This is a genomic window from Kitasatospora sp. NPDC052896 (assembly GCF_044547075.1).
Classification (GTDB): Bacteria; Actinomycetota; Actinomycetes; order Streptomycetales; family Streptomycetaceae; genus Kitasatospora.
Genome location: NZ_JBITZU010000013.1, coordinates 119,140 through 145,879 on the forward strand (window position 1 = coordinate 119,140; position 26,740 = coordinate 145,879).

The window sequence follows — 26,740 nt, forward strand, 5'->3', positions numbered from 1 at the left end:
CAGGACCGACCGGCGACACCGGCACCACCGGCTCAACTGGCCCGACCGGTGCAACCGGACCCGCAGGACCGACCGGCGACACCGGCCCAGCCGGAACGACCGGTGCAACCGGACCCGCAGGACCAACCGGCGACACCGGCCCAGCCGGAACGACCGGTGCAACCGGACCCGCAGGACCAACCGGCGACACCGGCCCAGCTGGAACGACCGGTGCAACCGGACCCGCAGGACCGACCGGCGACACCGGCCCGGCTGGAACGACCGGGCCGACCGGGCCAGCTGGGCCAGCTGGGCCAGCTGGGCCAGCCAGTACAACCACCGTGACGGGAACCCCGGTTGTGGCCCTGCCAAACCCGGTCATCTAGCCAGAGACATTCCCAGTGGACTGCATGACCAAATGAGGCGCTCCCCCTCCCCGGTTCTCGGGAAGGGGGAGCGTCGTGTCGGAAGGCCATGCGGCCGGGAGAGCCAGGGTCCGTTCGTTGAAGTCGGCGACGAGCGGGTGCCGGACGAACGGGCCCGTGGCGCTGTCACCGATGTCCTGGAACGTCTGGGCGTGCTCCCCGATGAGGCACGCGGGGTCGATGAAGCTGGCCCGCTCTGCAGACACGATCACGCCGGACCCGTCACACCCCACCCCTCCGCAGGACGCCCAAGGCCGCGAGGCAGACAGCCAGGGCCCTGGAAAGCGTTCGGGCCCCTCCGTCGAGGAGGGGCCCGAGGAGGCCGCAGAAGCCGGGCTGAGCGATCAGACCCACTCGATCTGACTTACTGGATACCGGTGCCCTGCCGTGGGGCCGGTAGAGGAGTGCTCGGCACGCTCCCCCGCTCCCTGGTCGAGCCGCTCGGCCGGGTGACCCCACCCACGCCAAGTTCACCCAGAAGAGTGACCCGCTCAGCGTCGGTCAGGGAGTGAAGTAAGTCACACAGCTCACCCATGGCGTCCGTCACGCGTGAGCGCCTTTCGCCTGGTCAGCGCCGTTGTTGACCACCGTCAGCGGCAGCAGCTTCTTGCCCGTCGGGCCGATTTGAATGGCCGTGTCCATCTGCGGACACACCCCGCAGTCGAAGCACGGGGTCCAACGGCAGTCGTCGACCTCGACCTCCTCCAGCGCGTCCTGCCAGTCCTCCCAGAGCCAGTCCTTGTCGAGGCCACTGTCCAGGTGGTCCCAGGGCAGCACCTCCTCGTAGGTCCGCTCGCGGGTGGTGTACCAGTCCACGTCCACGCCGCTGTCGGCCAGGCCCTTCTCGGCCGCCTCCATCCAGCGGTCGAAGGAGAAGTGCTCGCGCCAGCCGTCGAACCGGCCGCCGTCCTCGTACACCGCGCGGATCACCGCGCCGAGCCGCCGGTCGCCGCGCGAGAGCAGGCCCTCGACGATGCCCGGCTTGCCGTCGTGGTAGCGGAAGCCGATGTTCTTGCCGTACTTGCGGTCGCCGCGGATCGCGTCGCGCAGCTTGGCCAGCCGGGCGTCGGTGTCCGCCGAGCTGAGCTGCGGCGCCCACTGGAACGGGGTGTGCGGCTTGGGCACGAACCCGCCGATCGAGACCGTGCAGCGGATGTCGTTCTGCCCGGTGACCTCGCGACCCTTCTGGATGACGTTCTTCGCCATCTCGGCGATCTGCAGCACGTCCTCGTCGGTCTCGGTGGGCAGGCCGCACATGAAGTACAGCTTCACCTGGCGCCAGCCGTTGCCGTAGGCGGTGGCGACGGTGCGGATCAGGTCCTCCTCCGACACCATCTTGTTGATCACCTTGCGGATCCGCTCGCTGCCGCCCTCGGGGGCGAAGGTGAGGCCGGAGCGGCGCCCGTTGCGGGTCAGCTCGTTCGCCAGGTCGATGTTGAAGGCGTCCACCCGGGTCGACGGCAGCGAGAGGCCGACCTTGTCCTCGGTGTAGCGGTCGGCCAGCCCCTTGGCGATGTCACCGATCTCGGTGTGGTCCGCGGAGGAGAGCGAGAGCAGCCCGACCTCCTCGAAGCCGGTCGCCTTCAGCCCGCGCTCCACCATCTCGCCGATGCCGGTGATGCTTCGCTCCCGCACGGGGCGCGTGATCATGCCGGCCTGGCAGAAGCGGCAGCCGCGGGTGCAGCCGCGGAAGATCTCCACGGACATCCGCTCGTGCACCGTCTCGGCGAGCGGGACCAGCGGCTGCTTGGGGTACGGCCACTCGTCCAGGTCCATCACGGTGTGCTTGGAGACCCGCCACGGCACGCCGGGGGCGTTCGGGACGACCCGGCCGATCCGGCCGTCCGGCAGGTACTCGACGTCGTAGAACCGCGGCACGTACACCCCGCCGGTGCGGGCGAGGCGCAGCAGCAGCTCGTCGCGGCCGCCCGGGCGGCCCTCGGCCTTCCAGGCCCGGATGATCTCGGTGATCTGGAGCACGGCCTCCTCGCCGTCACCGACCACCGCGCAGTCGATGAAGTCCGCGATCGGCTCGGGGTTGAACGCCGCGTGACCGCCGGCCAGCACGATCGGGTCGTCGATGGTGCGGTCCCCCGCCGCCATCGGGATCCCGGCCAGGTCGAGCGCGGCCAGCATGTTGGTGTAGCCGAGCTCGGTTGAGAAGGACAGCCCGAACACGTCGAAGGCGCGGACCGGCCGGTGCGCGTCCACGGTGAACTGCGGCACGCCGTGCTCCCGCATCAGCGCCTCGAGGTCCGGCCAGACGCTGTACGTCCGCTCGGCGAGCACGCCCTCGCGCTCGTTGAGCACCTCGTACAGGATCATGACGCCCTGGTTCGGCAGGCCGACCTCGTAGGCGTCGGGGTACATCAGCGCCCAACGGACGTCACAGGCGTCCCAGTCCTTGACGGTCGAGTTGAGCTCGCCGCCGACGTACTGGATCGGCTTCTGGACGTGCGGGAGGAGGGCCTCCAGGCGTGGGAAGACCGACTCGACAGTCATGCACCGGGACTTTCGTGACGTGGACGGGGTGACCCTCAAGGGTAACGCGGTGCGCGGGGCCCGCCCGACCGCCGTTCAGGCCAGCACGAACCGTTGCGTGCGCACACACTGCAGCAGCGCGATCGCGATCCAGCCGGCGAACATCGACGACCCGCCGTAGGAGACGAACGGCAAGGGGATCCCGGCGACCGGCATGATGCCCAGCGTCATCCCGATGTTCTCGAAGGCCTGGAACGAGAACCAGGCGATCACCCCGCCCGCCACGATCGTCCCGTAGAGGTCACCGGCCTGCCGGGCGATCCGACAGGCCCGCCAGAGCACGATGCCGAGCAGCAGGATGATGGCCGCCCCGCCGACGAAGCCGAGCTCCTCCCCCGCGACCGTGAAGACGAAGTCGGTCTGCTGCTCGGGCACGAACTGGCCCATGGTCTGGGTGCCGTGGAAGAGCCCCTTGCCGGTGAGCCCGCCCGAACCGATCGCGATCCGGGCCTGCGCGGTGTTGTAGCCCACCCCGGCCGGGTCGAGCGCCGGGTTGGCGAAGGCCGCGAAGCGGTCGATCTGGTACTTGCTCAGCACCCCGAGCTTCCAGATCACCGCCGCCCCCGCGCCGCCCGCCGCGAGCAGGCCGAAGACCCAGCGGTTGGGCGCGCCGGAGGCCAGCAGGATGCCCAGGATGGTGACCACCATCACCATCACCGAGCCCAGGTCGGGCATCAGCAGCACGATGCCGATCGGGATCCCGGCCAGCAGCAGCCCCTGCGCCACCGTGCGGTCGGTGGGCATCTCACGCTCGCCGGAGTCCACCCGGGAGGAGAGCACCACGGCCATCCCCAGCACGATCGCCAGCTTGGCGAACTCGGCGGGCTGGATCGAGAAGCCGCCGCCGAACTGGATCCAGGAGTGCGCGCCGTTGATGGTCGAGCCGAGTGGGCTGAGCACCGCGAACAGCATCAGCAGCGCCGACAGGTACAGCACCGGCACGGCCGCCCGGACCCGGTGGTGCCCCATCCCCACCAGCACTCCGAAGAGCACCAGACCGATCATCAGATTGGTCAGATGGCGGTAGAGGAAGTACTGCGGATCCCCGTGGGTCAGCGAGTCGCGGCCCCGGGTGGCCGACCAGACCAGCACCGAACCCACCAGCGACAGCGCCAGCGCGCTCAGCACCATCACCCAGTCCATCCGCCGCAGCGGGGCGTCCTTGGCCAGCGCGCGGGTCACCGCGCTCCGCCGCGGGGAGAGCCGGACCTGTCGGTACGTTCCGTAGGAGGAGGTCATGCCCGGCTCCTTCCGTGGCTCCGGACACCGCCGGCCCGGGTGGGCTCGACGGCCACCAGGTCGGCGTACCCGGCGGTCCGCGCCGGCGCCGACGGCGTCCCGACCGACGGCGGCAGGTCGATCGAGTAGCTCGCGGTCTTCAGGATCGCGGTGCCGTCCGGGTTGAACTTGGGCAGGTCCGCCTGCGGCGAGGGCAGCAGCGCCTTGCCCGCGTCGATGTTGCCCTTGTCGTCCACCCCGTAGAGCGCCTGGTAGATCCGGCGGACCGCGTCACCCGAACCGCCCGAGCCGGTGCCGCCCTGGCTGATCGTCATGATCACGGCGTAGTCCTTGCTGTAGGTGGCCAGCCAGGAGGTGGTCTGCTTGCCGTAGACCTCGGCGGTACCGGTCTTGGCGTGCAGCTGGATCTTGTCCTGTGGCCAGCCCGCGCCGGTGAACTTCCACGCCGCGGTACCACTGGTGATCACGCCCGCGGTGGCCTCGTCGATGTACTGCAGGGTCTTGTCGTCGTCCGGCAGCTTGCCGTCGGCGTGCGGCGCGATGTTCCGGACCAGCTGGCCGCTGGGGGTGACCACGGCCTTGGCCACCGACGGCCGGTAGAGCGTGCCGCCGTTGGCCAGCGCCGAGTAGATCCGCGCCATCTGGACCGGGGTGACCAGGGTGTCGCCCTGGCCGATCGCGTAGTTGACCATGTCACCAGCGCGCATCACGTTGCCGTCCACGCAGTTCTCGCGGGCGATCTGGGTGGCGAAGTCGGTGCCGCCGCCGGCCGCCTGCTTGCACCAGGCGTCCTTGTTGGCGTCGTAGAAGGCCTGCTTCCACTGCCGGTCCGGCACCCGGCCGGTCACCTCGCCCGGCAGGTCGATACCGGTCCTGGCGCCGAGCCCGAACTCGTGGGCGGTCTTGAAGAACCAGTCGTTCGGGTTCTTCGGCCTGATCCCGCCGTCCTTCTGCCACTCGTTGTAGGCCAGGCCGTAGAAGACGGTGTCGCAGGAGATCTCCAGCGCCTTCTCCAGCGAGATGTCGCCGAAGCTCTCGCCCTCGAAGTTCTTGAACTCGCGACCGCCGATGGTCAGGCTGGTCGGGCACGGGTAGTGGCCGTCCAGCGGGTAGCCGGCCTGCGCGGCGGCGCTGGTGGAGACCACCTTGAAGGTGGAGCCGGGCGCGGACTGGCCCTGGATGGCCCGGTCGAGCAGCGGGTAGTTGCTGGCCTGGCTGGTCAGGTTGGCGTAGTCACGGGCGGAGATGCCGCCGACCCAGAGGTTGGGGTCGTAGCTCGGCGCGCTGGCCATCGCGACGATCCGTCCGGTGTGGACGTCCATCACCACCGCGGCGCCGGAGTCGGCCACGTAGTTCTTCTCGGTGTCCTTGTCCCACTGGGTCCGGGCGTCCGCCATCGCCTGCAGCAGGTTGTCCTCGGTCACCTTCTGCACCCGGGCGTCGATGCTGGTCACCACGTTGTCGCCGGGCTGGGCGGGGTTCCCGCCCGCGTTGCCGATCACCCGGCCGAGGTTGTCCACCTCCAGCCTGGTGACCCCGCTGGTGCCGCGCAGGTCGTTGTCGTAGACCGACTCCAGGCCGGCCCGACCGATCTGGTCGGACGGCAGGTACTTGTCCCGGCCGGTCTTCTTGGCGGTCTTGCTCACCTCGTCGTCGGTGACCGGGGAGAGGTAGCCGAGCACCTGCGCCGCGTTGGCGCCGTCCGGCCCGGGGTACTGCCGGAGGGCGGTGGGCTGGGCGCTGACCCCGGGGAAGTCCTCGTCGCGCTCCATGATCTGCATCGCCTGCTGGGTGGTGGCCTGGTCGGTGACCGGGATCGGCTGGTACGGCGAACCGTTCCAGCAGGGTTGCGGCGTCTTGGCGTCGCACAGCCGGACCTTGTCCTCGACGTCCTTCGGCGCCATCCCGAGCACCTGGGCGAGCCGGGTGAGCGCCGCCCTGCCGTGGTCCTTCTGCTGCAGCAGCGAGGTGCGGCTCACCGAGACCACCAGCTTGGTCTGGTTGCCGGCCAGCACCCGGCCGTCCGCGTCGAGGATCTCGCCGCGCACGGCCGGGTCGATCACCTCGCGGATGTGGTTGCTGGACGCCTTGGCGATGTACTCGCTGCCGTTGCGGATCTGCAGGTACCAGAGCCGCCCGCCGAGGGTGGCGAGCAGCGAGAGCACCAGGATCTGCAGCACGACCAGACGGATCGTCACCCGGCGGGTGCGGCCGCTCTCCGGGATGTTGCTCACGTGTCGGGACTCCATAGTGACCGGGGGATGCCGAACATTTCAGACGCCGGTGACGCGCTTCTTGCGGCTCGAGGGCGGCATCGGAGAGGCCTCCCGGGTGGTGCGGTAGCGGGCGATGGTGCCCAGGCCCGGGCCGGTGACCTCGCTCCCCACCGCGCCCGGGTCGGTCCGCCGGGCCAGCAGCAGCACCCCCGGCACCACGAAGGGGGCCAGCAGGAGGTCGTAGAGGAGTGCGCTGGCGACCAGCCCGGACAGCCCGACGTGCCGGGCGGCGGTGTCCCCGACCAACGCCCCCACCAGCGCGTACAGCAGGGTGGAGAACACCGCGGCCCCCGCCACCACCAGCAGCGGGAGGCTCATCGACCGGGGGCGGCCCGGCTCGGGCCGGCACATCCCGGCCGCGTAGCCCATCACACAGAGCACCAGCGCGAACCGCCCGATCGCGTGGTCGGACGGCGGCGCCAGGTCGGCCAGCAGCCCGGCCGCGAAGCCGGTCAGGCAACCGCCGGACGGCCCGAACACCAGGGCCAGCCCGACCACTACCAGCAGCAGCAAGTCGGGTGTGGCGCCAGGCAGTTGGAGCCGCCCGAGGACGCTCACCTGGAGCACCAGGGCGAGCAGGACCAGGACGGCGGCGAGCAGGACGCGCCTGATGAGCATCGGTCAGTTCCCCCCGGACGGCGAGGACGACGGCGAGGACGACGGCTGCGCCACCGGCGGTGACGCGCCGGCCGCCTGCGCCGTGGCCGTGGACGTGGTGGCGGACGCGCCGGCTCCGGCCGACGGGCTCGCCCCCGGCGACCCGCCCGGCTGGGCGGACGGCTGGGCGGACGGCTGGGCGGACGGCTGGCCGGACGGCGAGGGAGCACCGGCGGCGGACGGAGACGGCGTGCCGCTGGGCATCGGCGGCAGCACCGAGTCCCGCGGGTCGGTCCGCGGCGGCACCACCACCACGCCCACCAGGTCGAGCCTGGTGAACGAGACGAACGGCTCCACCAGCACGGTCTTGGTCAGCTCGCCGGGCGTGGCCTCCACCGAGACCACCTTGCCGACCGGCACGCCCGGGACGAACGGCCGCCCGCCCTGCGAGCCGAAGGTGACCATCCGGTCGCCCGGCTTGACCTGGGCCTTGCCGTTGAGCAGCTCGACCCGCAGCGGGCCGTTCCCCTGGCCGGTGGCGAAGCCGATCTCGCCGCTGCTCTCCATCCGGGTGCCCGCGGTGAATCCGGGATCGGTGGCGAGCAGCACGGTGGCGGTGCCGCGGGCCACCGTGGTGACCCGGCCGACCAGGCCCTCTCCGTTGATCACCGTCATGTCCCGCTGCAGGCCGTCGTCGCTGCCCGCGTCGATGGTGATGGTCCAGGAGAAGCCCTGGGCCGCGCCGATGGCGATCACCTGCGCGGCCTTGATGGTGTAACCGCCGGTGCCGGCCGTCCGCAGCAGGTCGTCGAGCTGCTTGGTGCGGCCGGTCGCGGCGTCGGAGGAGGCGAGCCGCTGGCGCAGCTCGGTGTTCTCGGCCCCGAGCTGGTCGAGGCGCTGCTGCTGGGTGCCGGAGTCCCGGATCGCCCGAACCGTACGAGCTATCGGGTCGACCGCACCGGCCGCACTCCGCTCGACCGGGCCGAGCACCCGGGCCGCGGCCCGGCGGGCACCGCCCAGTGGGGAGTTCGCACTGCCCCGGATGTCCACGGTGATCAGCGCGAAGGCGACCGCCACCAGCACAACGAACAGCAGTCGGCTCTCTCGGGTGTCCCTCACGACGCTGGAGCTGCCCCTTCTGGGAGTCGGCGGTTGTCCTCGGGTGCCGCAGGTGACCGCACCCGATGTTCTAACGACGCGGCTGCGCGTCCAGCACCTGCTGGAGTGCCTCGAACTCCTCGACACACCGACCGGAGCCGAGCGCCACCGAGTCCAGCGGGTTCTCCGCGATGTGGATCGGCATCCCGGTCTCCCGACGCAGCCGCTCGTCCAGGCCGCGCAGCAGCGCGCCGCCGCCGGTGAGCACCACGCCGCGGTCCATCACGTCGCCCGCCAGCTCCGGCGGGCACTGGTCCAGGGTGGTCTTGACCGCGTCGATGATCGAGTTCACCGGCTCGTCGATGGCCTCGCGGACCTCGGCGGCGGAGATCACCACGGTCTTCGGCAGACCGCTCACCAGGTCGCGACCGCGGATCTCGGCGTGCTCGTCCTTCTCGGTCTCCGAGCTGTACGCGGAGCCGATGCTCATCTTGATCTGCTCGGCGCTGCGCTCGCCCAGCAGCAGCGAGTACTCCTTCTTGATGTGCTGGACGATCGCGTTGTCCAGCTCGTCGCCGGCCACCCGGATCGACTGCGCGGTGACGATGCCGCCGAGCGAGATCACCGCGACCTCGGTGGTGCCGCCGCCGATGTCCACCACCATGTTCCCGGTCGCCTCGTGGACCGGCAGGCCGGCGCCGATCGCAGCGGCCATCGGCTCCTCGATGATGTGCACCTGACGGGCGCCGGCCAGGTGGCTGGCCTCGACCACGGCCCGGCGCTCGACGCCGGTGATCCCGCTCGGCACGCAGACCACGACCCGGGGGCGGGCCAGGTAGCGGCGGCGGTGGATCTTCTGGATGAAGTAGCGGAGCATCCGCTGGGTGATCTCGAAGTCGGCGATCACCCCGTCCTTCAGCGGCCGGATGGCGATGATGTTGCCGGGCGTACGCCCGATCATCTTCTTCGCCTCGGAACCGACCGCGAGGATGCCCCCGGTGTTGGTGTTGACCGCCACGACTGACGGCTCGTTCAGGACGATCCCCTTGCCTCTGACGTACACCAGCGTGTTGGCAGTGCCGAGGTCGATCGCCAGGTCACGCCCGATGAACGACAGATTGTTGGCCATGGGGTGAGGAACGCCTTCCGAACGAGATGTCATGGGCAGGGAGAGGTCTCGCGCAGTCACCCGCAATGGCAGCCGTACGCACACCACCAGACCTGTCCGGCCCGCGAGTTGTCTCCATCGTAGCCACGCCCGGCGATCGCGTCGGCGGGCTGGGCATGGCGTCCATTCTCCGTCGGCGGATCAGTTCTCCCAGCATTGGGACGCCGTGTCGGCGGATCCAGTTCCATATTTGAGGATCAAATTCCCACGGTTGGCTGATTCTGATCGGTCAACCGGAGGCCCACAAACAGTCAGGCGCGCGGCCGGTCCGCGGGAAAGCGGATCGGACGCGCGCCGGAGGAGGACCGGTCAGGCGTGGGCCGGGAAGAAGATCTTGATCTCGCGCTCGGCGGAGGCCTCGGAGTCGGAGGCGTGGATCAGGTTCTCCCGGGTGATCGTGGCGTAGTCGCCGCGGATCGTGCCGGCGCCGGCGACCAGCGGGTCGGTCGCACCGGCCAGCGCCCGGATGCCCGGGATCACGTTCTCGCCCTCCACGATCAGCGCGATCGACGGGCCGGAGGTCATGAACGCCAGCAGCGGCTCGTAGAAGTCCCGGCCGACGTGCTCCGCGTAGTGCTGCTCCAGCGTCTCGCGGTCAAAGGTGCGCAGCTCGACCGCGGTCAGCCGCCAGCCGGCCTTGCGTTCGATCCGGCTGATGATCTCGCCGGCCAGGCCGCGCTGGACGGCGTCGGGCTTGAGCAGGACGAGAGTGCGCTGGGACACGGTGCGGCTCCAGGTGTTTCGGGGCGGGATGGTGTATGCCACCGCCCCCGAGGTTACCTTGCGTGAGCAACGGGTCAGGCGGCGGCCGCCGCCGCCCGTTCGGCCTTGATCACGTCGATCTTCCGGCCGTAGTGCACCGAGCACCACCACAGGCCGGCGAAGACCAGACCGAGGCCGTACATGGTGGGCAGCACCAGACCACTGGCGACCAGGCCGAGCTGCAGCGCCCAGCCGACCGCCACCGCGCCGGGGCGGGTGATCATGCCGCAGAGCAGCACACAGAGAGCGATCGCGATGCCGCTGACGGTCCAGATCGTGCCGGTCGACACGTGCGACAGCTGCATCGCCACCAGCCCGGCGAACAGGATCACGAACGCCTCGCCGATCAGCGTCGAGGAGCAGAGGGTGCGCATCGCTCACTTCCTCCCGAGGAGCAGCCGGGCCTCGCCGACCGTGATGACGGAACCGGTGATCAGGACGCCGGCACCGCCGAGGTCGCCCTCCTCCTCGGCGAGCGTGACGGCGGCGTCGATGGCGTCGTCCAGGCGTGGTTCGACCTGCACCCGGTCCTCGCCGAAGACCTCGACGGCCTGGGCGGCCAGGGTGTCCACCGGCATCGCACGGTGGGTGGAGTTCTGGGTCACCACGACCTCGGCCAGGATCGGCTCGAAGGCCTCCAGCAGGCCGGTGACGTCCTTGTCCCCGCTGGTCCCGATCACCCCGACCAGCTTGGTGAAGCCGAAGGACTCGCTGATCGCGGCCGCGGTCGCCTCGGCGCCGCCCGGGTTGTGCGCGGCGTCCAGCACGATGGTCGGGCTGCGCCGGACCACCTCCAGCCGGCCCGGCGAGCTGACCCCGGAGAACGCCTGCCGCACCTTGTCGACGTCCAGCCGGCCCTCGCGGGCGGCGCCGACACCGAAGAAGGCCTCCACCGCGGCCAGGGCCACCGCCGCGTTGTGCGCCTGGTGCTCGCCGTGCAGCGGCAGGAAGATGTCGTCGTACTCGGCGCCGCCGAGCCCCCGCAGCGTCACCAGCTGGCCGCCGACCGCGACCTCGCGGTGCAGCACGCCGAACTCCATGCCCTCCCGGGCCACCGTGGCGTCCACCCGGACGGCGTGCTCCAGGATCACCTGCGCGGCGTCCAGCGGCTGCTGGGAGACGACCGCGAGCGCACCGGGCTTGATGATCCCGGACTTCTCGGCGGCGATCTCGCCGGTGGTCCCGCCCAGGTAGTTGGTGTGGTCCAGGGAGATCGGGGTGATCACGGCGACCGCGGCGTCGACCACGTTGGTGGCGTCCCAGGTACCGCCCATCCCGACCTCGACCACGGCCACGTCGACCGGGGCGTCGGCGAAGGCGGCGTACGCCATGCCGGTGAGCACCTCGAAGAAGGAGAGCGGGACCGGCTGGGCCGCGTCGACCATCCCGAGGTAGGGCTCGATGTCCTGGTAGGCCTCGACGAACCGCTGCTCGCTGATCGGCTGCCCGTCCAGGCTGATCCGCTCGGTCACCGACTCGACGTGCGGGCTGGTGTAGCGGCCGGTGCGCAGCTCGAAGGTGTTCAGCAGCTGCTCGACCATCCGGGCGGTGGAGGTCTTGCCGTTGGTGCCGGTGATGTGGATCGACGGGTAGGACCGCTGGGGCTGGCCCAGGATGTCCATCAGCGCCGCGATCCGGTCGAGCGACGGCTCCAGCTTGTTCTCCGGCCAACGCTTGGCCAGTTCGGCCTCGACCTCACGCAGCCGGGACGGCTGGTCGGCGTCCCCGCCGCTGGGGCGGATGGTGTAGGGGTTCTGCTCGGCGCTGCTCACGTGCCCAGTCTACGGAGTGCCGGGCTCGGCCCCCGCGTCCGGGCGTGGCAGCGTCGTGGCGGCCAGCGCCTCGCGCAGCCGACCGCCGTGCTCGGCCAGCCGACCGGCGGCGGTGGCGGCGTCCACCCCGCCGAGCAGGACCAGGACGGCCGGCTTGGCCTCCCCGCCGGTCGCGGCCAGCGCGGCCTCGATCTCCGCCTCCCCCGCCCCGGTGACCTGCTCGACCAGCCGGTGGGCGCGGGCCCGGAGCTTCTCGTTGCTCGCCCGCAGGTCGACCATCAGGTTCCCGTAGGTCTTGCCGAGCCTGATCATGGTGATCGTGGAGAGCAGGTTGAGCACCAGCTTCTGCGCGGTGCCGGCCTTCAGCCGGGTCGAGCCGGCCAGCAGCTCCGGGCCGGTCACCACCTCCAGCGGGTGCTCGGCCGCCGCGCCGAGCGCGGAGCCCCGGTTGCCGGCCAGGCCGACGGTGAGCGCGCCGAGCGCCCGGGCGTGGGCCACCGCCGCCACCGCGTACGGGGTGCGCCCGGAGGCGGAGATGCCGACCACGGTGTCCACCGGCCGCGGCCCGAGCGCCTCCAGGTCGGCGACGGCGCTGGCCGCGGAGTCCTCGGCGCCCTCCACCGCGGTCAGCAGCGCGGCCGGCCCGCCCGCGAGCAGCGCGGTCACCTGGCCGGGTCCGGTGCGGAAGGTCGGCGGGCACTCGGCGGCGTCCAGCACGCCGAGCCGGCCGGCGGTACCGGCGCCCGCGTAGACCAGCCGGCCACCGCGGGCCATCCGTTCGGCGATCGCGTCCACCACGAGGGCGATCCGCGGCAGCAGCGGGGTGATCGCCGCCGGGACGAGCGCGTCCTCCCGGTTCATCAGCCGGGCGATCTCCAGCGTGGAGAGCCGGTCCAGCTCGGCGAGTTCGGGCCGGACCGCCTCGGTGGCCAGCTCGGCCAGCTCGGCCCGCAGCCCGCTCCGCGACCCGCCGACGGCCGGCCGGTTCAGCACGGCGCCGGCACCTCGGGCGACTGGCGGGCCCGCAACTCGGCCACCACCTCGTCGATCTCCTCCTCCGGCAGCAGCGGCAGCATCATCGCCACCCCCTGCAACAGCCCACCGAGCAGGAACGTGGTGTCCGCGGTGCAGGAGACCAACTCCCGCACGGTCTCGACCTCTCCGCCGCGGACGGCCTCGATCAGCCGGGCCGCGTCGGCCGACTCCTCGTCCACCGCGACCCCGATCGATCCGGCCGGCGCCCGGCGGGCCAGTGCCCGCAGCACCTTGTCGCCGACCGCCGGCGCATAGGCCTTGCGGACCGCCTCGGCGGCGATCCAGGTCAGCAGGGTCAATACCTCGCGCTCGACCTGGTCCTCCAACAACCGGTCCAACGCGGCGTCATAGGCGAGTTGATTGCCGTGCCGGAAGGCGAGCAGCATTGTCGCGGCCCGCCCCTTGGCCTCCTCCACTCGTTGCGCAGGAAGTTCGCCGGCCAACTTGTGCACTGCCACCATGCCCTGCCTTCCCCTCACGAACGCCACCGCCCGGAACTTCCGAACACCGTATACGGGAGGCCTTCCCAGGTCACCGGACCGGGCCGGAAGAGTTCGAGAAAGCGGAAAATTCACCACCGATTTCCGTATCCGGGAATTCGAGAGGGAATCCGGCCTTCGGTGGGCGCGTCGGGAGAAGGGCGAAGTGAACCGGCAGCCGGTCAGCCGCTCACCGCGAAGACCCGGCGCAGGGTCTCCATCTCCTCGACGCAGCGGCCGGAACCGACCGCGACGCAGTCCAGCGGGTTCTCGGCCACCCGGACCGGCAGTTCGGTCTGCCGGGATATCCGCTCCGCCAGTCCGCGCAGCAAGGCGCCGCCGCCGGTCAGCACGATGCCGTCGTCCAGCACGTCGCCGGCCAGCTCCGGCGGCACCTCGTCCAGTGTGCCGGTGACCGCGGTGATGATCTCCTCGATCGGCTCGTGCAACGCGGCCCGGACCTGCTCGGCGGTGATCACCCTGGTCCGTGGCAGCCCGCTGACGCTGTCCCGGCCGCGCACCTCGGCGGCCTCCGGCAGCCCGTCCACCTCCTGGGCCGAGCCGATCGCCAACTTCACCTCCTCGGCGGTCCGTTCACCGATCACCAGGCCGTGGTCGGCCTTCACCCGCTTGGCGATCACGGTGTCCATCCGGTCCCCGCCGGTGCGGATCGAGCGGGCCGCGACGATCCCGCCGAGCGAGAGCACCGCGACCTCGGTGGTACCGCCGCCGATGTCCACCACCATCGAGCCGGTCGGCTCCTGCACCGGCAGGCCGGCCCCGATCGCGGCGGCCATCGGCTCCTCGACCAGGTGGACCGAGCGGGCGCCGGCGCTGCTCACCGCCTCGATCACGGCCCGCCGTTCGACCCCGGTGATGCCGCTGGGCACGCAGACCACCACGCGCGGTCGCGGGCCGAAACGATTCTTCTCCCCCATCGCCTTGCGCAGCAGGTGCCGCAGCAGGTGCCGGGTGCCCTCGAAGTCGGCGATCACACCGCCGCGCAGCGGGCGGGCCGCCACGATGTCACCGGGGGTGCGGCCCAAGGTCCGCTTGGCCTCGGCACCGACGCTCAGCACCTCCCCGGTCCGGCGGTCCAGCGCTATCACCGAGGGCTCGTTGAGCACGATGCCCTGACCCTGCCGGTAGACCAGCGTGTTGGCCGTGCCGAGGTCGATCCCGAGGTCGCGTCCCCGCCCGTACTGACTGCCCAGCATCCCGCGCCACCTCACCCTTTTCCCCGCCGACCAGGTCCCTCCCGAGCCTACGTCATCGCGTCCGCGGCCCGGCCGGACGGCGAATCGGCGCCCCCAACTCCCCTGCCGCGCAAGGAAACGGCGCGGGGCCGCAGCTCCGGTTGGAGATGCGGCCCCGGTGTTGACCAACCGTCCGGCGTCAGCCCTGCGGCAGCGCGGCCAACTGCGCGGTGATCCGGGCGATGTCGGCCTCGGCGGCGGCCTGCCGGGCGCGGATCTTGACCACCACGTCCTCCGGTGCCTTGGCCAGGAAGCCCTCGTTGCCGAGCTTGGCGGCGGTCTGGGTCTTCTCCTTCTCGGCGACCGCGAGGTCCTTCTGCAGCCGCTTGCGCTCGGCGGCCACGTCGATCGCGCCGGAGAGGTCCAGTGCCACGGTGGCGCCGGCCACCGGGAGCGAGGCGGTGGCGGTGAAGCCGTCCTCCGGCAGGGTCAGCCGCAGCAGCGAGCGGATCGCGTCCTCGTGCGCGGCCAGCACGGTACCGGTCAGCTCCAGGCTGGCCGGAACCTTCTGCCCCGGCTTCAGGCCCTGGTCCGAACGGAACCGGCGAACCTCGGTCACCACCTGCTGGAGCGTGGCGATCTCGGCCTCGGCCGCGGCGTCCCGGCGGGTCGGGTCGGCGGTCGGCCACTCGGCGATCACCACCGACTCGGCGCCGGTGAGCGTGGTCCAGAGCGTGTCGGTGACGAACGGGACCACCGGGTGCAGCAGCCGCAGCGTCACGTCCAGCACCTCGCCCAGCACCCGGCGCGAGGCGTCGGCCTGCGCGCCGCCCTTGGCCAGCGTGGTCTTGGAGAGCTCGACGTACCAGTCGAAGACCTCGTCCCAGGCGAAGTGGTAGAGCGCCTCGGAGAGCTTGGCGAACTGGTAGTCCTCGTAGAGGTCGTCCACCTCGGCGACGGTCGCGTTCAGCCGGGACAGGATCCAGCGGTCCGCCGCGGTCAGCTCCTCCGGCGCGGGCAGCGGGCCGCCCACCGTCGCACCGTTCATCAGCGCGAAACGGGTGGCGTTCCAGATCTTGTTGCAGAAGTTGCGCGACCCCTGGACCCAGTCCTCGCCGATCGGCACGTCGGTGCCGGGGTTGGCGCCGCGGGCCAGCGTGAAGCGCAGCGCGTCCGAACCGTAGGCGTCCATCCAGTCCAGCGGGTTGACCGCGTTGCCGAAGGACTTCGACATCTTCTTGCCGAACTGGTCGCGGACCATGCCGTGCAGCGCGATGGTGTGGAACGGCGGGGTGCCGTCCATCGCGTAGAGGCCGAACATCATCATCCGGGCGACCCAGAAGAAGAGGATGTCGTAGCCGGTGACCAGCACGGAGGTCGGATAGAACTTCTCCAGCGCGGGGGTGCGCTCGGGCCAGCCGAGGGTGGAGAAGGGCCACAGGCCGGAGGAGAACCAGGTGTCCAGGACGTCGGTCTCCTGGTGCCAACCCTCGCCGGTCGGCGGCTGCTCGTTCGGGCCGACGCAGACCACCTCGCCGTCCGGGCCGTACCAGACCGGGATCCGGTGGCCCCACCAGAGCTGGCGGGAGATGCACCAGTCGTGCAGGTTGTCCACCCAGCCGAAGTAGCGGGACTCCATCTCCTGCGGGTGGATCTTCACCCGGCCGTCGCGCACCGCGTCGCCGGCCGCCTGCGCCAGCGGGCCGACCTTGACCCACCACTGCATCGACAGCCGCGGCTCGATGGTGGTCTTGCAGCGCGAGCAGTGGCCGACCGAGTGGACGTACGGGCGCTTCTCCGCGACGATCCGGCCCTCCGCGCGCAGCGCGGCGACGATCGCCGAGCGGGCCTCGAAGCGGTCCAGTCCCTCGAACGGGCCGTGCGCGGTGATCACGCCGCGCTCGTCCAGCACGGTGATGCTGGGCAGGTCGTGGCGCTGGCCGATCTCGAAGTCGTTCGGGTCGTGCGCCGGGGTGACCTTGACCGCGCCGGTGCCGAACTCCGGATCGACGTGCGCGTCGGCGACGATCGGGATCCGGCGGCCGGTGAGCGGCAGCTCGATCTCCCGGCCGATCAGGTGGGCGTAGCGCTCGTCCTCCGGGTGCACCGCGACGGCGGTGTCACCGAGCATGGTCTCCGCCCGGGTGGTGGCGACGACGATCTCCGCGTCGCCCGAGCCGTAGCGGATCGAGACCAGCTCGCCGTCGTCGTCCTGGTACTCCACCTCGATGTCGGAGATGGCGGTCAGGCAGCGCGGGCACCAGTTGATGATGCGTTCGGCGCGGTAGATCAGGCCCTCGTCGAAGAGCTTCTTGAAGATGGTCTGCACGGCCTGGGAGAGGCCCTCGTCCATGGTGAACCGCTCGCGCGACCAGTCCACGCCGTCGCCGAGACGGCGCATCTGGCCGGAGATCTGGCCGCCGGACTCGGCCTTCCACTGCCAGACCCGGTCCACGAAGGCCTCCCGGCCCAGGTCGTGGCGGGACTTGCCCTCCTTGGCCAGCTCGCGCTCGACCACGTTCTGGGTCGCGATGCCGGCGTGGTCCATGCCGGGCTGCCAGAGCACCTCGTGGCCCTGCATCCGCTTACGGCGGGTCAGCGCGTCGATCAGGGTGTGCTCGAAGGCGTGGCCGAGGTGCAGCGAGCCGGTGACGTTCGGCGGCGGGATGACGACGGTGTACGGGGGCTTCTCGCTCTTCTCGTCCGCCGTGAAGTAGCCGCGCGCTACCCAGCGCTCGTACAGCTCGCCCTCTACCTCCGCCGGGGCGTAGGTGGTCGGGAGGGCTGCCGCTTGGTCCCCGGACGCGAGGTCGGGGCGCTGGTTCGTCATGTCGCTCACGACACACAGTTTACGGAACCCGGAGGCGCCCTCCGTCCGCCGGAGGGCCGGTGGACTCCGGGGACAGCCCGAGCGGCCGTACGGTACCGTGCCCCGGTACTCGTTCATGTGATCGGGCGAGTACGGACAAATCGGTAACAGGCCGCGACGGCGGCGGGGGAGTCGACACGCAGATGTACGGCCAGGGTCAACCGCAGTATCCGCAACAGGGCCAGCCGCCCTACGGGCAGCCGCCGCAGTACGGCGCGCCGCCGCAGTACGGCTACCCCCAGCAGCCGCCACCACCGCAGTACGGTCAGCCGGCTCCCCAGCAGTACGGCTACCCCCAGCAGCCCGTGCCGCCGCAGTACGGCTACCCCCAGCAGCCGCAGTACGGCGGCTACCCGCCGGCTCCGGCGCCGAAGGGCAAGGGCGGCCTGGTGGTCGGGCTGGTGATCGGCGTGCTGGTGCTCGGCGGCGGCGCGTTCGCCGCCGTCGAGCTGGCCGGCAGCGGGGGCGGTGGCTCGGCCTCGGCCGGCAGCTACCAGCTGACCACCCCGCAGAGCCTGCCCGGCGGCTACACCCAGAAGACCGCCAAGACCCAGCCCGCCGACCCCGGCCAGGCGGCCGCGATCGGCACCGACGTCACCGCGCTGGGCGCCAGCTACACCAAGGGCGGCAACGCGCTGGACAGCCTCAGCATCGCCGGCCGCTACGGCCACCTCAGCAACCCGTCCAAGGCGCTCAGCGACTACTCCAGCCAGGTCACCGGTTCCAGCGGGGCCACCTGGACCACCCCGCTCACCGCGTACTCCGGCGGCAGCGACAAGGACGGCGCGACCATGGAGTGCGGCATCCTCGGGGTGCAGATCGCCGGTGCGCCGGCCACCGGCCAGACGGTCTGCGTCTGGTCCAGCAGCTCGACCTTCGCCTCGGTGAGCTTCACCAAGATGTCCGGCATCCAGATGCAGACGGTGCCGCCGGCCGACGCGGCCAAGCAGGCCTGGGCGATCCACGACGCCATGGTGACCAGGTAACCGCCACCGGCACAGGCGCGAAGAAGGCCCGCACCTCCTCGGTGCGGGCCTTCTTCGCGGTTCCGGGCGCTCAGGCGCTCTTGTCGCGCCGCTCGCGCTTGATCATGTCGCGCGGGACCAGGGTCGGGATCGCGTGCTTGGAGACCACGTCCCCGGTGACCACGACCCGGGCGACGTCCTGGCGGGAGGGCACCTCGTACATCACGGACATCAGCACCTCCTCCATGATCGCGCGCAGGCCACGGGCGCCGGTGCCGCGCAGGATCGCCTGGTCGGCGATGGCCTCCAGCGCGTCCCGGCTGAACTCCAGCTCCACACCATCGAGTTCGAACAGCTTGCGGTACTGCTTGACCAGCGCGTTCTTCGGCTCGGTGAGGATCTGCAGCAGCGCCTCGCGGTCCAGGTTGTGCACGCTGGTGATCACCGGGAGACGGCCGATGAACTCCGGGATCATCCCGAACTTCACCAGGTCCTCCGGCATCACCTGGCGGAAGTGGTCGCTCGCGTCGACCTCCCGCTTGGAGCGGATGGTCGCGCCGAAGCCGATGCCCTTGGCCCCCGACCGGCCCTCGATGATCCGCTCCAGGCCGGCGAAAGCGCCGCCGACGATGAACAGCACGTTGGTGGTGTCGATCTGGATGAACTCCTGGTGCGGGTGCTTGCGCCCGCCCTGCGGCGGCACCGAGGCGGTGGTGCCCTCCAGGATCTTCAGCAGCGCCTGCTGCACGCCCTCGCCGGAGACGTCCCGGGTGATCGACGGGTTCTCGCTCTTCCGGGCGACCTTGTCGATCTCGTCGATGTAGATGATCCCGGTCTCGGCCTTCTTGACGTCGTAGTCGGCCGCCTGGATCAGCTTGAGCAGGATGTTCTCGACGTCCTCGCCGACGTAGCCGGCCTCGGTCAGCGCGGTGGCGTCGGCGATGGCGAAGGGGACGTTCAGCATCCGGGCCAGGGTCTGCGCGAGCAGGGTCTTGCCGGAGCCGGTGGGACCGAGCAGCAGGATGTTGGACTTGGCCAGCTCGATGGCGTCCTCGCGGCCGTTGCCGCCGCTGCGGCCGGCCTCACCCGCCTGCACCCGCTTGTAGTGGTTGTAGACCGCCACCGACAGCGCCTTCTTGGCGAGGTCCTGGCCGACCACGTACTGGTCGAGGAACTCGTAGATCTCGCGGGGCTTCGGCAGTTCCTCGAAGCGCACCTCGGAGGTCTCGGCGAGTTCCTCCTCGATGATCTCGTTGCACAGGTCGATGCACTCGTCACAGATGTACACGCCTGGGCCGGCGATCAGCTTCTTCACCTGCTTCTGCGACTTGCCGCAGAACGAGCACTTGAGCAGGTCGCCACCGTCTCCGATGCGTGCCACGAGGTGCTTCCCCTTCGCCAGGGGCCCCGCGGGGGTCCGGGGCCTGGTGCTGTGGACCGGGCGCCCGCCCGTACGGCGGTTCGGTCTCGGTATCCGACGGTACTCTGCCGATTCGCAGAATCAGCCGTCTTCGACAGCTCTGCCGTACGCCCTGGGCGAATTGATACCGAACAGATGCTGTCGACGCCGGGCCCGGGCCCGGCGGAGGCGGGGCGTACCCGGTGGTAAGCCCCGCCCCGGCGCGCGTGTGCCGACGGACGGCGTCAGTCGGTGAGCGACTTCTTGCGGGTCGAGATGATCTGGTCGACCAGCCCGTACTCCAGGGCCTCCTCGGCGGTGAGGATCTTGTCCCGCTCGATGTCGTCGCGGACCTGCTCGATGTCCTTGTTCGAGTGCTTGGCCAGCATGGTCTCCAGCTGCTCGCGCATCCGGAAGATCTCCTTGGCCTGGATCTCCAGGTCGGACACCTGGCCGCGGCCGGTCTCGGTGTACGGCTGGTGGATCAGGATCCGGGCGTTCGGCAGCGCCATCCGCTTGCCGGGGGTGCCGGCCGCCAGCAGCACGGCCGCGGCGGAGGCCGCCTGGCCCATGCAGACCGTGGTGATGTCCGGCTTCACGTACTGCATGGTGTCGTAGATGGCGGTGAGCGCCGTGAAGGAGCCGCCGGGCGAGTTGATGTACATCTGGATCTCGCGGTCCGGGTCCATCGACTCCAGGCAGAGCAGCTGGGCCATGATGTCGTTGGCCGAGACGTCGTCCACCTGCGAGCCGAGGAAGATGATGCGCTCCTCGAACAGCTTGGCGTACGGGTCGTACTCGCGGATGCCCTGCGAGGTGCGCTCGACGAAGCGCGGGACGATGTAGCGACCCTCGGCGCGGGGGCCCTGGTGCTCGCCGCGGGGGGTGGTGGGAAGGTTCATTGCGGGTCCGTCCTCCGGATGCGTGCCGACGTGTCTGGGATGCGGGGCGTGGGCGCTCAGGCGCCGGTGCCACCGCCGCCGGGAACGTCCGCGGCGCTGTGCATGATGTCGTCGATCAGGCCGTACTCCTTGGCCTCCTCGGCGGTGAACCAGCGGTCCCGGTCGGAGTCCTTGGTGATCTGCTCGAAGGTCTGGCCGCTGTGGTGCGCGATCAGCTCGGACATCCGCTGCTTGGTGCGGAGCAGCTGCTCGGCCTGGATCCGGATGTCGGTGGCCGAACCACCGAGGCCCGCCGAGGGCTGGTGCATCAGGATGTTGGCGTTCGGCAGCGAGAAGCGCTTGCCGGGGGTGCCCGCGGTCAGCAGGAACTGGCCCATCGAGGCCGCCATGCCCATCGCGATGGTGACCACGTCGTTCTTGATGTACTGCATGGTGTCGTAGATCGCCATGCCGGCCGTGATCGAGCCACCGGGGGAGTTGATGTAGAGGAAGATGTCCTTTTCCGGCTCGGCGGCGAGCAGCAGCAGCTGAGCGGTGATCTTGTTGGCGATGTCGTCGTCGACCTGCTGGCCGAGGAAGATGATGCGCTCGTTGAGCAGCCGGTTGTAGACCTGGTCGCCCAGTCCGCCGAGCACGTCACCACCGGCGGCGCGCGGCGTCATGAGGCCAGGCATCTGCATCTGCGGGAACGTCACTTAGCCACCTGCTCAGTCGATTCGGACGGTCCGTCTGTTCGACCGTCACTACGTCACATACGGGGACCGGGGCGGGCACCCTGGCGCGGGCCTGCGCCGGGCCGCCCTGCCCGCACGGTTGAAAGCTTGCCTTCCTCGACCCTAACGCGCAGGCCCCGCCCCACCATCCCCCACGCAGAACTGTTCGCTGTGAGCGCAGGGTCACCGGGGACGGCAGAGCAGGCAGGGGGGTGGCGGAGCACGGCGGGCCCGGGCGCCGCAGTGGCGCCCGGGCCCGCCGGGGTGGTGCAGGGAACCGTGCTATCAGGCCTCGGTGGCCTCGTCGGCGGCGGCCTCGGCCGGCGCCTCGACGGTCTCGGTGGCCTCCTCGGCCTCCTCCTCGTCGAAGTTCACGACCTCACCGTTGGTGTCCTTGACCGTGGCGGCCTCGACGACCAGGGCCAGCGCCTTGCCGCGGGCGACCTCGCCGACCAGCAGCGGCACCTGGCCACCCTGGACGACCTGCTGGGCGAACTGGTCCGGGGTCAGACCCGAGCCGGCGGCGCGGCGGATCAGGTGCTCGGTGAGCTCCTCCTGGTTGACGCCCACCTCCTCCTTGGCCACGATCTCGTCCAGCACGAACTGGGTCTTGATGCCCTTCTTGGCCTGCTCCTCGGTCTCCCGGTCGAAGTCCTCACGGGACTTGTCCTGGGTGGTGAGGTAGCTCTCCAGCGTCATGCCGACCGGCTGCAGCTGGTGGTGCTCCAGGTTGTGGACCCGGGTCTGGATCTCGTCCTTGAGGAGCTTCTCCGGGAACTCGATCTCGACCTTCTCCAGCAGGGCGTCCAGCACGCGCTCCTGGGCCTGGGTGGCCTGGTCGAACTCCTTCATGCGCTCCAGGCGCTTGCGGGAGTCGGCACGCAGCTCCTCCAGGGTGTCGAACTCGCTGGCCAGCTGGGCGAACTCGTCGTCCAGCTCGGGCAGCTCCTTCTCCTGGACGGCGCTGACGGTGACGGTCACCTCGGAGCTCTTGCCGGCCTGGGTGCCGCCCTTGAGCTCGGTGGTGAAGGTCTGCGAGCCGCCGGCCTCCAGGCCGGTGACGGCCTCGTCGATGCCGTCCAGCAGGCGGCCGGAGCCGATCTCGTAGCTGACGCCGTTGGCGGTGCCGTCCTCCGGCACCTCACCGTCGACCTTGGCCTCGAGGTCCAGCACCACGATGTCGCCGGCGGCGGCCGCGCGCTCCACGTCCTTGACCGAGGAGAAGCGCTCGCGCAGCTGCTCCAGGGACTTCTCGACGTCGGCGTCCTCGACCACGATCGGGTCGACGGTCACCTCGATCGTCTCGAAGTCGGGGAGGGTGATCTCCGGGCGGACGTCCACCTCGGCGGTGAACTTCAGGTCGCCACCGTCGGCGATCTTCTCGACACCCTCGATGTCGGTGATGTCGGGCTGGCCGAGGACCTCGATCTTGCCCTCGTCGACGGCCTGCGTGTAGAAGCGCGGCAGGGCGTCGTTGACAGCCTCTTCGAGCACCGCGGCGCGGCCGAAGCGCTGGTCGATGACGCGGTTCGGGATCTTGCCCTTGCGGAAGCCCGGGACCGTGACCTGCTGGTTGATCTTCTTGTACGCCGCGTCGAGGCTGGGCTTGAGCTCCTCGAAGGGCACCTCGACGGTGAGTCGAACCCGGGTCGGGTTCAGAGTCTCGACGGCGCTCTTCACGGTTTGGTCTCCTATGGGGCTTGCGGTCGGCTTGTCTGGTCCGGACCGTCCCCCTCGCGGGTCGCGGGCCGGGCAGACGGGTGATGAGCCACCTGTTGCGGCATCTCCCGTATGGGGTGGACGGCGAGCGGCTCGCCCCCGGCTGCGCGAGGAAGGGCCGTGGCTCTGTCACCCTGGTGCGGTCTCCCCGTGGGCATGCCATCGGGACTACCACCAGCGGCCCATCCTACCGGTACCACGAAAGCCGCCCGCCAGCCGCCACCACAGGGGGCGGCGAAACGACTACAGGGCCCCGTCCGTCGGACGAGACCCTGTGGAAGATCGATGGTCGGGGTGACCGGATTCGAACCGACGGCCTTCCGCTCCCAAAGCGGACGCGCTACCAAACTGCGCCACACCCCGCACTGTCGCGAGAGGAAGCGTACACGCCGGGATTCCCCGGCTCGCCGATATTTCGATCGACCGGAAGTGGCGTGCGAACGGGTCGCCCGACCAGGTACGCTGATCCCCGTCCTCCCGACCGGTACGGCCGGGTGGTCCTCGTGCGGGCGTAGCTCAATGGTAGAGCCCTAGTCTTCCAAACTAGCTACGCGGGTTCGATTCCCGTCGCCCGCTCCAGACGCTCGGCCCCGGCTTTCCAGCCGGGGCCGTTTGCTTGCTCGGAACAGTGCGCGGGCCCGTGCGACGGGCCGCGCTCCGGCGCCGCCCGGCGCGAAGTGGCCGGGCCGGTCGGACGGCCGCTAACCTCGACCAGACGTTCGAGCGGGCGGAGGAGCAACAGGGTGGGTCCCGAGGAGCGGCTGAGAGTCATTCAGCACGGGGTGGTCCGGGAAATGGCCCGATTCGGCCGGGAGTTCAGCGTGGACGGCGCCGTGGTGCGCGGCCCCGGGACCACCGCGGTGGCGGTCCGCGAGCACCCCGGCGCGGACGGCTCGGCCGGGCACGTGGACCTCGGCTTCGTGCTCCGGCTGGGCAGTGCGGACGCCCCGGTGGTCTGGGACTGCACGGCCGGCCTGGGCACCACCGAGGAGGAGAAGCTGGACAGCGCGGTCCGCATGTGGGCCGCCACCACCGCCGCCGCGGTCGTCGAACTCATCGACCAGCGGGGCACGTTCGGCGACCACGTGCGCACCGACCGGTTGCCCGGCTGGCACGCCGTGCAGGGGCCGGCCACCGTCTTCGGTTTCGGCAGCGCCGAACTCTCCCGCTGGCTGGGCGGGATCGAGCTGCTCCCCACGCTCGCCGAGGCGCTGGCACCGGAGTTGACCGATCCGGCGTTGAACGGCGTGAAGCTCTTCTTCGGCGGTCGGGCGGGCGACCAGGTGGCCGAGGTCCGGGTGAACGGCACGGTCGCCCGGCCCGCCTCGGAGTTGCTGGGCACGCTGGACTGGCCGCGCGGCGAACGGTTCTGCTGGGCGCGGCTGTTCGTGCTGCTGGCGGCCGACCAGGGCGGACTGGCGGCGGCCCGGGCGGCCGAGGCGGCGCCGGCGGCGGCGCCGGCAGCCGTGCTCACCGCCCCGGAGCCGGTCCGCGGCGGACTGCTCGGGCGGTGGCGGCAGGCCCGCCGGGCCGGGCTGTGGCGGCCGGGCCGCTGAGCACCGGAGCCCGTCGGGCGGCCGGACCGCCCGAGGCTCAACTGGTCAGATTGCTGATTGTCTTGGCCACCTGGGCGAGGAAGTCCTGAATCGGCTTGGCCGCGGTGGACTGGTTGAGCATGAAGCCGAAGAGCGCGGCCAGGATCGCGTGCGGGACCTTGATCTGCTTGTTGCGGATGAAGATCAGCAGGATGACGCCGAACAGGACCAACGCGGAGACGGAGAGTGCCACCCGGACTCACTTCCTCATGTCATGGCGAACCGGACCACGGCCTGCCCGACGGTCCCGAGGCGGAAGCCGCCGACCACACCGCAGTCGGGGAGCTGCGCGGCCGCCCGTCGAAGACCGACGGTGCCGCACGTGACGCCCCCGTTCCCCCGAGTTCCGGCCAGTCCCGCCCGGACTCAGTGTGGTCGAGCGCGCCGACTGCGTAAAGGACTTGCCGCTGACCTGTGCCGAAAGTCCTGCGATGTGAGACGAGTTTCCGCCGCCCGAGACGATAACCCACCTGGACTGACGGCACGTCGGCAGGGGTGGCCCCGCAGGCCGTTCGTGGCCTGACGGACCGTCCGGACCCTCCTCCGGCTTTGGCCGAAGATCGGCTCCCGGGCTTGACAGCCGGCCCGGACCGCTCAGCTGCGCCAGAGCAGCAGCACCGCGCGGTCGTCGTTGATGTCCTTGGCGACCGTCTCGATCAGCCGGCCGGCCGCGCCGCTGCTGTTCCCGCCCAGCAGGCCGCCGGCGACCAACCGGTCGGCCTCCCCCATCAGCCGGTCCATGCCCTCGGAGAGGTCCCGGCCGGGCGCCTCGACCATGCCGTCGGTGCAGAGCATCAGCACGTCGCCCGGGCCCAGCCGGCCCCGCACGCCCTCGAACTTCGCGCCGTCGTAGATGCCCAGCAGCGGACCCTCCGGGGACTCCTTGGCCTCCCAGCGACCGGCGCCGGCCAGCCGCTGCATCCCCGGCAGGTGCCCGGCCGAGAGCAGCTCGTACTCCCCCGTGTCCAGGTCCAGCGCCAGGTGGACGGCGGTCGCGAAGCCCTCCTCCCACTCCTGGCGGAGCAGGTAGCCGTTGGCCGCGGGCAGGAAGTCGTCCGGGGGCAGCGAGCCGAGCAGGCCGCCGAACGCCCCGGAGAGCAGCAGCGCACGCGAACCGGCGTCCATGCCCTTGCCGGACACGTCGGCCAGCACCGCCTCCAGCACCCGGCCGCCCGAGCCGGTCCGGGCGGCCACCACGAAGTCGCCGGAGAAGGACTGCCCGCCGGCCGGGCGCAGCGCCATGTCGGCGTGCCAACCCGCCGGCAGATCCGGCACCCGACTCTGCACCCGCAGCCGTTCGCGCAGGTCGAAGAGCATCGACCCGCCGGTCCGCCAGGGCACCCCGACCCGGCTGCGGAACTGGGCGACCAGCAGCCCGGCCACCCCGACCGCGCCGACCACCAGGGCCGCCCCGGGGGTGACCCCGAAGACGTACTCGTCGGGTCGCTCACTGGCCACCCGCTGGCCGGTGTGGATCACCGACTCGGTGGACAGCCCGAGCGCGGCGGTCGCGTAGAGCAGCACCAGCGAGACCGGGCGCAGCAGCAGGGCCCCGGCCAGGATCGGCAGCACCAGCGCGGTGGGCGGGACCCAGGCCGGGATCCAGACGTTCAGCGCGACCAGCACCGGCACCAGCAGGGCCAGCACCGCGAAGGCGAGCCAGTCGGCGGCGTCGCCGCGGAAGTAGTCCACCCCGGTCCGGCGCAGGATGCGGCGGACCCGGTAGAGGCGCTTGCCCAGCCGGGCCCGCAGGGGATCCGCGGCGGCGGTCCCCGTCACCGTGGTCCGGGGGCGTGTGCCCGGCGTGCTGCCAGCCATGGGGGTTGACCTTATCCACCAGGGGCGGCCCGCGTCGACGGGCGTTCACCGGCCGGTCGGCCCGCAGGCGGGTTTCGGCCGGAGCCCACCGGGCCACCCGAATCCTCACCGGCAAGGCGCGGCAGGCGACTTGGGGGCGTGCGGCAGGTCTGCACGCCGGTCCCACCGGGTCACGCGCCGAGCGCACCGAACC

At 71.0% G+C, this 26,740-nt stretch carries 21 protein-coding genes and 2 tRNA genes; 3 read left to right on the forward strand and 20 right to left on the reverse strand.

The genetic code is table 11. The features are described 5' to 3' along the window. Positions 1-947: 947 nt before the first annotated feature. The 13 genes from ACIGXM_RS24375 to ACIGXM_RS24435 all read right to left on the reverse strand — a co-directional run bounded on the left by ACIGXM_RS24375 (position 948) and on the right by ACIGXM_RS24435 (position 17,397). Positions 948-2,906, reverse strand: coding sequence for a TIGR03960 family B12-binding radical SAM protein (locus ACIGXM_RS24375; RefSeq protein ID WP_396564238.1), 1,959 nt, complete (start codon positions 2,904-2,906; stop codon positions 948-950). Positions 2,907-2,981: 75 nt separating this feature from the next. Then, positions 2,982-4,184, reverse strand: coding sequence for a rod shape-determining protein RodA (gene rodA, locus ACIGXM_RS24380; RefSeq protein ID WP_396564240.1), 1,203 nt, complete (start codon positions 4,182-4,184; stop codon positions 2,982-2,984). Further along, positions 4,181-6,418 carry a penicillin-binding protein 2 gene (gene mrdA, locus ACIGXM_RS24385; protein WP_396564242.1) on the reverse strand — a complete coding sequence of 746 codons (2,238 nt, stop codon included), beginning with the start codon at positions 6,416-6,418 and terminating at the stop codon, positions 4,181-4,183. Before mrdA ends, rodA begins: the two co-directional genes overlap by 4 nt. Positions 6,419-6,457: 39 nt before the next feature. Continuing rightward, positions 6,458-7,078: a rod shape-determining protein MreD gene (gene mreD / locus ACIGXM_RS24390; RefSeq protein WP_396564244.1), complete on the reverse strand. Its 621-nt coding sequence runs from the start codon at positions 7,076-7,078 to the stop codon at positions 6,458-6,460. Positions 7,079-7,081: 3 nt separating this feature from the next. Then, positions 7,082-8,176, reverse strand: coding sequence for a rod shape-determining protein MreC (gene mreC, locus ACIGXM_RS24395; protein ID WP_396564245.1), 1,095 nt, complete (start codon positions 8,174-8,176; stop codon positions 7,082-7,084). A 70-nt stretch (positions 8,177-8,246) separates the two neighbouring features. Next, a complete protein-coding gene (locus ACIGXM_RS24400; RefSeq protein ID WP_396564329.1) occupies positions 8,247-9,272 on the reverse strand; it encodes a rod shape-determining protein in 1,026 nt (341 codons plus the stop codon). Between the two features lie 360 nt (positions 9,273-9,632). Next, a complete protein-coding gene (gene ndk / locus ACIGXM_RS24405; protein WP_396564247.1) occupies positions 9,633-10,046 on the reverse strand; it encodes a nucleoside-diphosphate kinase in 414 nt (137 codons plus the stop codon). 74 nt (positions 10,047-10,120) lie between these two features. Next, positions 10,121-10,459, reverse strand: a complete 339-nt coding sequence (locus ACIGXM_RS24410; RefSeq protein ID WP_396564249.1) for a DUF4233 domain-containing protein — start codon at positions 10,457-10,459, stop codon at positions 10,121-10,123. Positions 10,460-10,462: 3 nt separating this feature from the next. Further along, entirely contained in the window at positions 10,463-11,827 is a 1,365-nt protein-coding gene (locus ACIGXM_RS24415) for a bifunctional folylpolyglutamate synthase/dihydrofolate synthase (RefSeq protein ID WP_396564331.1), read from the reverse strand. 39 nt (positions 11,828-11,866) lie between these two features. Further along, positions 11,867-12,850: an N-acetylmuramic acid 6-phosphate etherase gene (gene murQ / locus ACIGXM_RS24420; protein ID WP_396564250.1), complete on the reverse strand. Its 984-nt coding sequence runs from the start codon at positions 12,848-12,850 to the stop codon at positions 11,867-11,869. Further along, positions 12,844-13,353 (reverse strand): hypothetical protein, encoded by a 510-nt coding sequence (locus tag ACIGXM_RS24425; RefSeq protein WP_396564252.1) that lies wholly within the window; start codon positions 13,351-13,353, stop codon positions 12,844-12,846. The genes murQ and ACIGXM_RS24425 overlap by 7 nt, the downstream gene beginning before the upstream one ends. 200 nt (positions 13,354-13,553) lie before the next feature. Next, complete coding sequence (locus ACIGXM_RS24430; protein WP_396564254.1) at positions 13,554-14,588, reverse strand: rod shape-determining protein; 1,035 nt, start codon at positions 14,586-14,588, stop codon at positions 13,554-13,556. Positions 14,589-14,766: 178 nt separating this feature from the next. Continuing rightward, entirely contained in the window at positions 14,767-17,397 is a 2,631-nt protein-coding gene (locus tag ACIGXM_RS24435; RefSeq protein ID WP_396564333.1) for a valine--tRNA ligase, read from the reverse strand. 182 nt (positions 17,398-17,579) lie between these two features. Here ACIGXM_RS24435 and ACIGXM_RS24440 point away from each other — a divergent pair, with 182 nt between their 5' ends. Beyond that, positions 17,580-18,422: a hypothetical protein gene (locus tag ACIGXM_RS24440; protein ID WP_396564256.1), complete on the forward strand. Its 843-nt coding sequence runs from the start codon at positions 17,580-17,582 to the stop codon at positions 18,420-18,422. A gap of 70 nt (positions 18,423-18,492) precedes the next feature. On the opposite strand, the gene clpX is transcribed toward ACIGXM_RS24440, so the two are convergent. The 5 genes from clpX to ACIGXM_RS24465 form a co-directional block, all read right to left on the reverse strand. Further along, entirely contained in the window at positions 18,493-19,782 is a 1,290-nt protein-coding gene (gene clpX / locus ACIGXM_RS24445) for an ATP-dependent Clp protease ATP-binding subunit ClpX (protein WP_396564258.1), read from the reverse strand. 263 nt (positions 19,783-20,045) lie between these two features. Further along, positions 20,046-20,702, reverse strand: coding sequence for an ATP-dependent Clp protease proteolytic subunit (locus tag ACIGXM_RS24450; RefSeq protein ID WP_396564260.1), 657 nt, complete (start codon positions 20,700-20,702; stop codon positions 20,046-20,048). A gap of 56 nt (positions 20,703-20,758) precedes the next feature. Beyond that, positions 20,759-21,376: an ATP-dependent Clp protease proteolytic subunit gene (locus ACIGXM_RS24455; protein WP_396564335.1), complete on the reverse strand. Its 618-nt coding sequence runs from the start codon at positions 21,374-21,376 to the stop codon at positions 20,759-20,761. Positions 21,377-21,700: 324 nt separating this feature from the next. Beyond that, positions 21,701-23,095 (reverse strand): trigger factor, encoded by a 1,395-nt coding sequence (tig, locus tag ACIGXM_RS24460; RefSeq protein ID WP_396564262.1) that lies wholly within the window; start codon positions 23,093-23,095, stop codon positions 21,701-21,703. A gap of 325 nt (positions 23,096-23,420) precedes the next feature. After that, positions 23,421-23,497: transfer RNA gene (locus tag ACIGXM_RS24465), tRNA-Pro, on the reverse strand. A gap of 142 nt (positions 23,498-23,639) precedes the next feature. On the opposite strand from ACIGXM_RS24465, the gene ACIGXM_RS24470 reads away from it, so the two are divergent. Continuing rightward, positions 23,640-23,713 (forward strand) — tRNA-Gly (locus ACIGXM_RS24470). A gap of 215 nt (positions 23,714-23,928) precedes the next feature. Beyond that, positions 23,929-24,690, forward strand: a complete 762-nt coding sequence (locus tag ACIGXM_RS24475) for a DUF6348 family protein (protein WP_396564264.1) — start codon at positions 23,929-23,931, stop codon at positions 24,688-24,690. Positions 24,691-24,727: 37 nt separating this feature from the next. On the opposite strand, the gene ACIGXM_RS24480 is transcribed toward ACIGXM_RS24475, so the two are convergent. After that, positions 24,728-24,922, reverse strand: a complete 195-nt coding sequence (locus tag ACIGXM_RS24480; RefSeq protein WP_396564266.1) for a hypothetical protein — start codon at positions 24,920-24,922, stop codon at positions 24,728-24,730. Between the two features lie 401 nt (positions 24,923-25,323). After that, the gene (locus ACIGXM_RS24485; RefSeq protein ID WP_396564267.1) at positions 25,324-26,547 is read right to left on the reverse strand and encodes a PP2C family protein-serine/threonine phosphatase; all 1,224 of its coding nucleotides are present in this window, start codon (positions 26,545-26,547) and stop codon (positions 25,324-25,326) included. Positions 26,548-26,740: the final 193 nt, after the last annotated feature.

Coding starts and splice junctions, on each gene's coding strand:
- ACIGXM_RS24375 (WP_396564238.1), bottom strand. CDS start 2,906: ATGACTGTCGAGTCGGTCTTCCCACGCCTGGAGGCCCTCCTCCCGCAC.
- rodA (WP_396564240.1), bottom strand. CDS start 4,184: ATGACCTCCTCCTACGGAACGTACCGACAGGTCCGGCTCTCCCCGCGG.
- mreD (WP_396564244.1), bottom strand. CDS start 7,078: ATGCTCATCAGGCGCGTCCTGCTCGCCGCCGTCCTGGTCCTGCTCGCC.
- ACIGXM_RS24410 (WP_396564249.1), bottom strand. CDS start 10,459: ATGCGCACCCTCTGCTCCTCGACGCTGATCGGCGAGGCGTTCGTGATC.
- ACIGXM_RS24425 (WP_396564252.1), bottom strand. CDS start 13,353: ATGGTGGCAGTGCACAAGTTGGCCGGCGAACTTCCTGCGCAACGAGTG.
- ACIGXM_RS24430 (WP_396564254.1), bottom strand. CDS start 14,588: ATGCTGGGCAGTCAGTACGGGCGGGGACGCGACCTCGGGATCGACCTC.
- ACIGXM_RS24435 (WP_396564333.1), bottom strand. CDS start 17,397: ATGACGAACCAGCGCCCCGACCTCGCGTCCGGGGACCAAGCGGCAGCC.
- ACIGXM_RS24440 (WP_396564256.1), top strand. CDS start 17,580: ATGTACGGCCAGGGTCAACCGCAGTATCCGCAACAGGGCCAGCCGCCC.
- ACIGXM_RS24450 (WP_396564260.1), bottom strand. CDS start 20,702: ATGAACCTTCCCACCACCCCCCGCGGCGAGCACCAGGGCCCCCGCGCC.
- ACIGXM_RS24455 (WP_396564335.1), bottom strand. CDS start 21,376: ATGCCTGGCCTCATGACGCCGCGCGCCGCCGGTGGTGACGTGCTCGGC.
- ACIGXM_RS24475 (WP_396564264.1), top strand. CDS start 23,929: ATGGCCCGATTCGGCCGGGAGTTCAGCGTGGACGGCGCCGTGGTGCGC.
- ACIGXM_RS24485 (WP_396564267.1), bottom strand. CDS start 26,547: ATGGCTGGCAGCACGCCGGGCACACGCCCCCGGACCACGGTGACGGGG.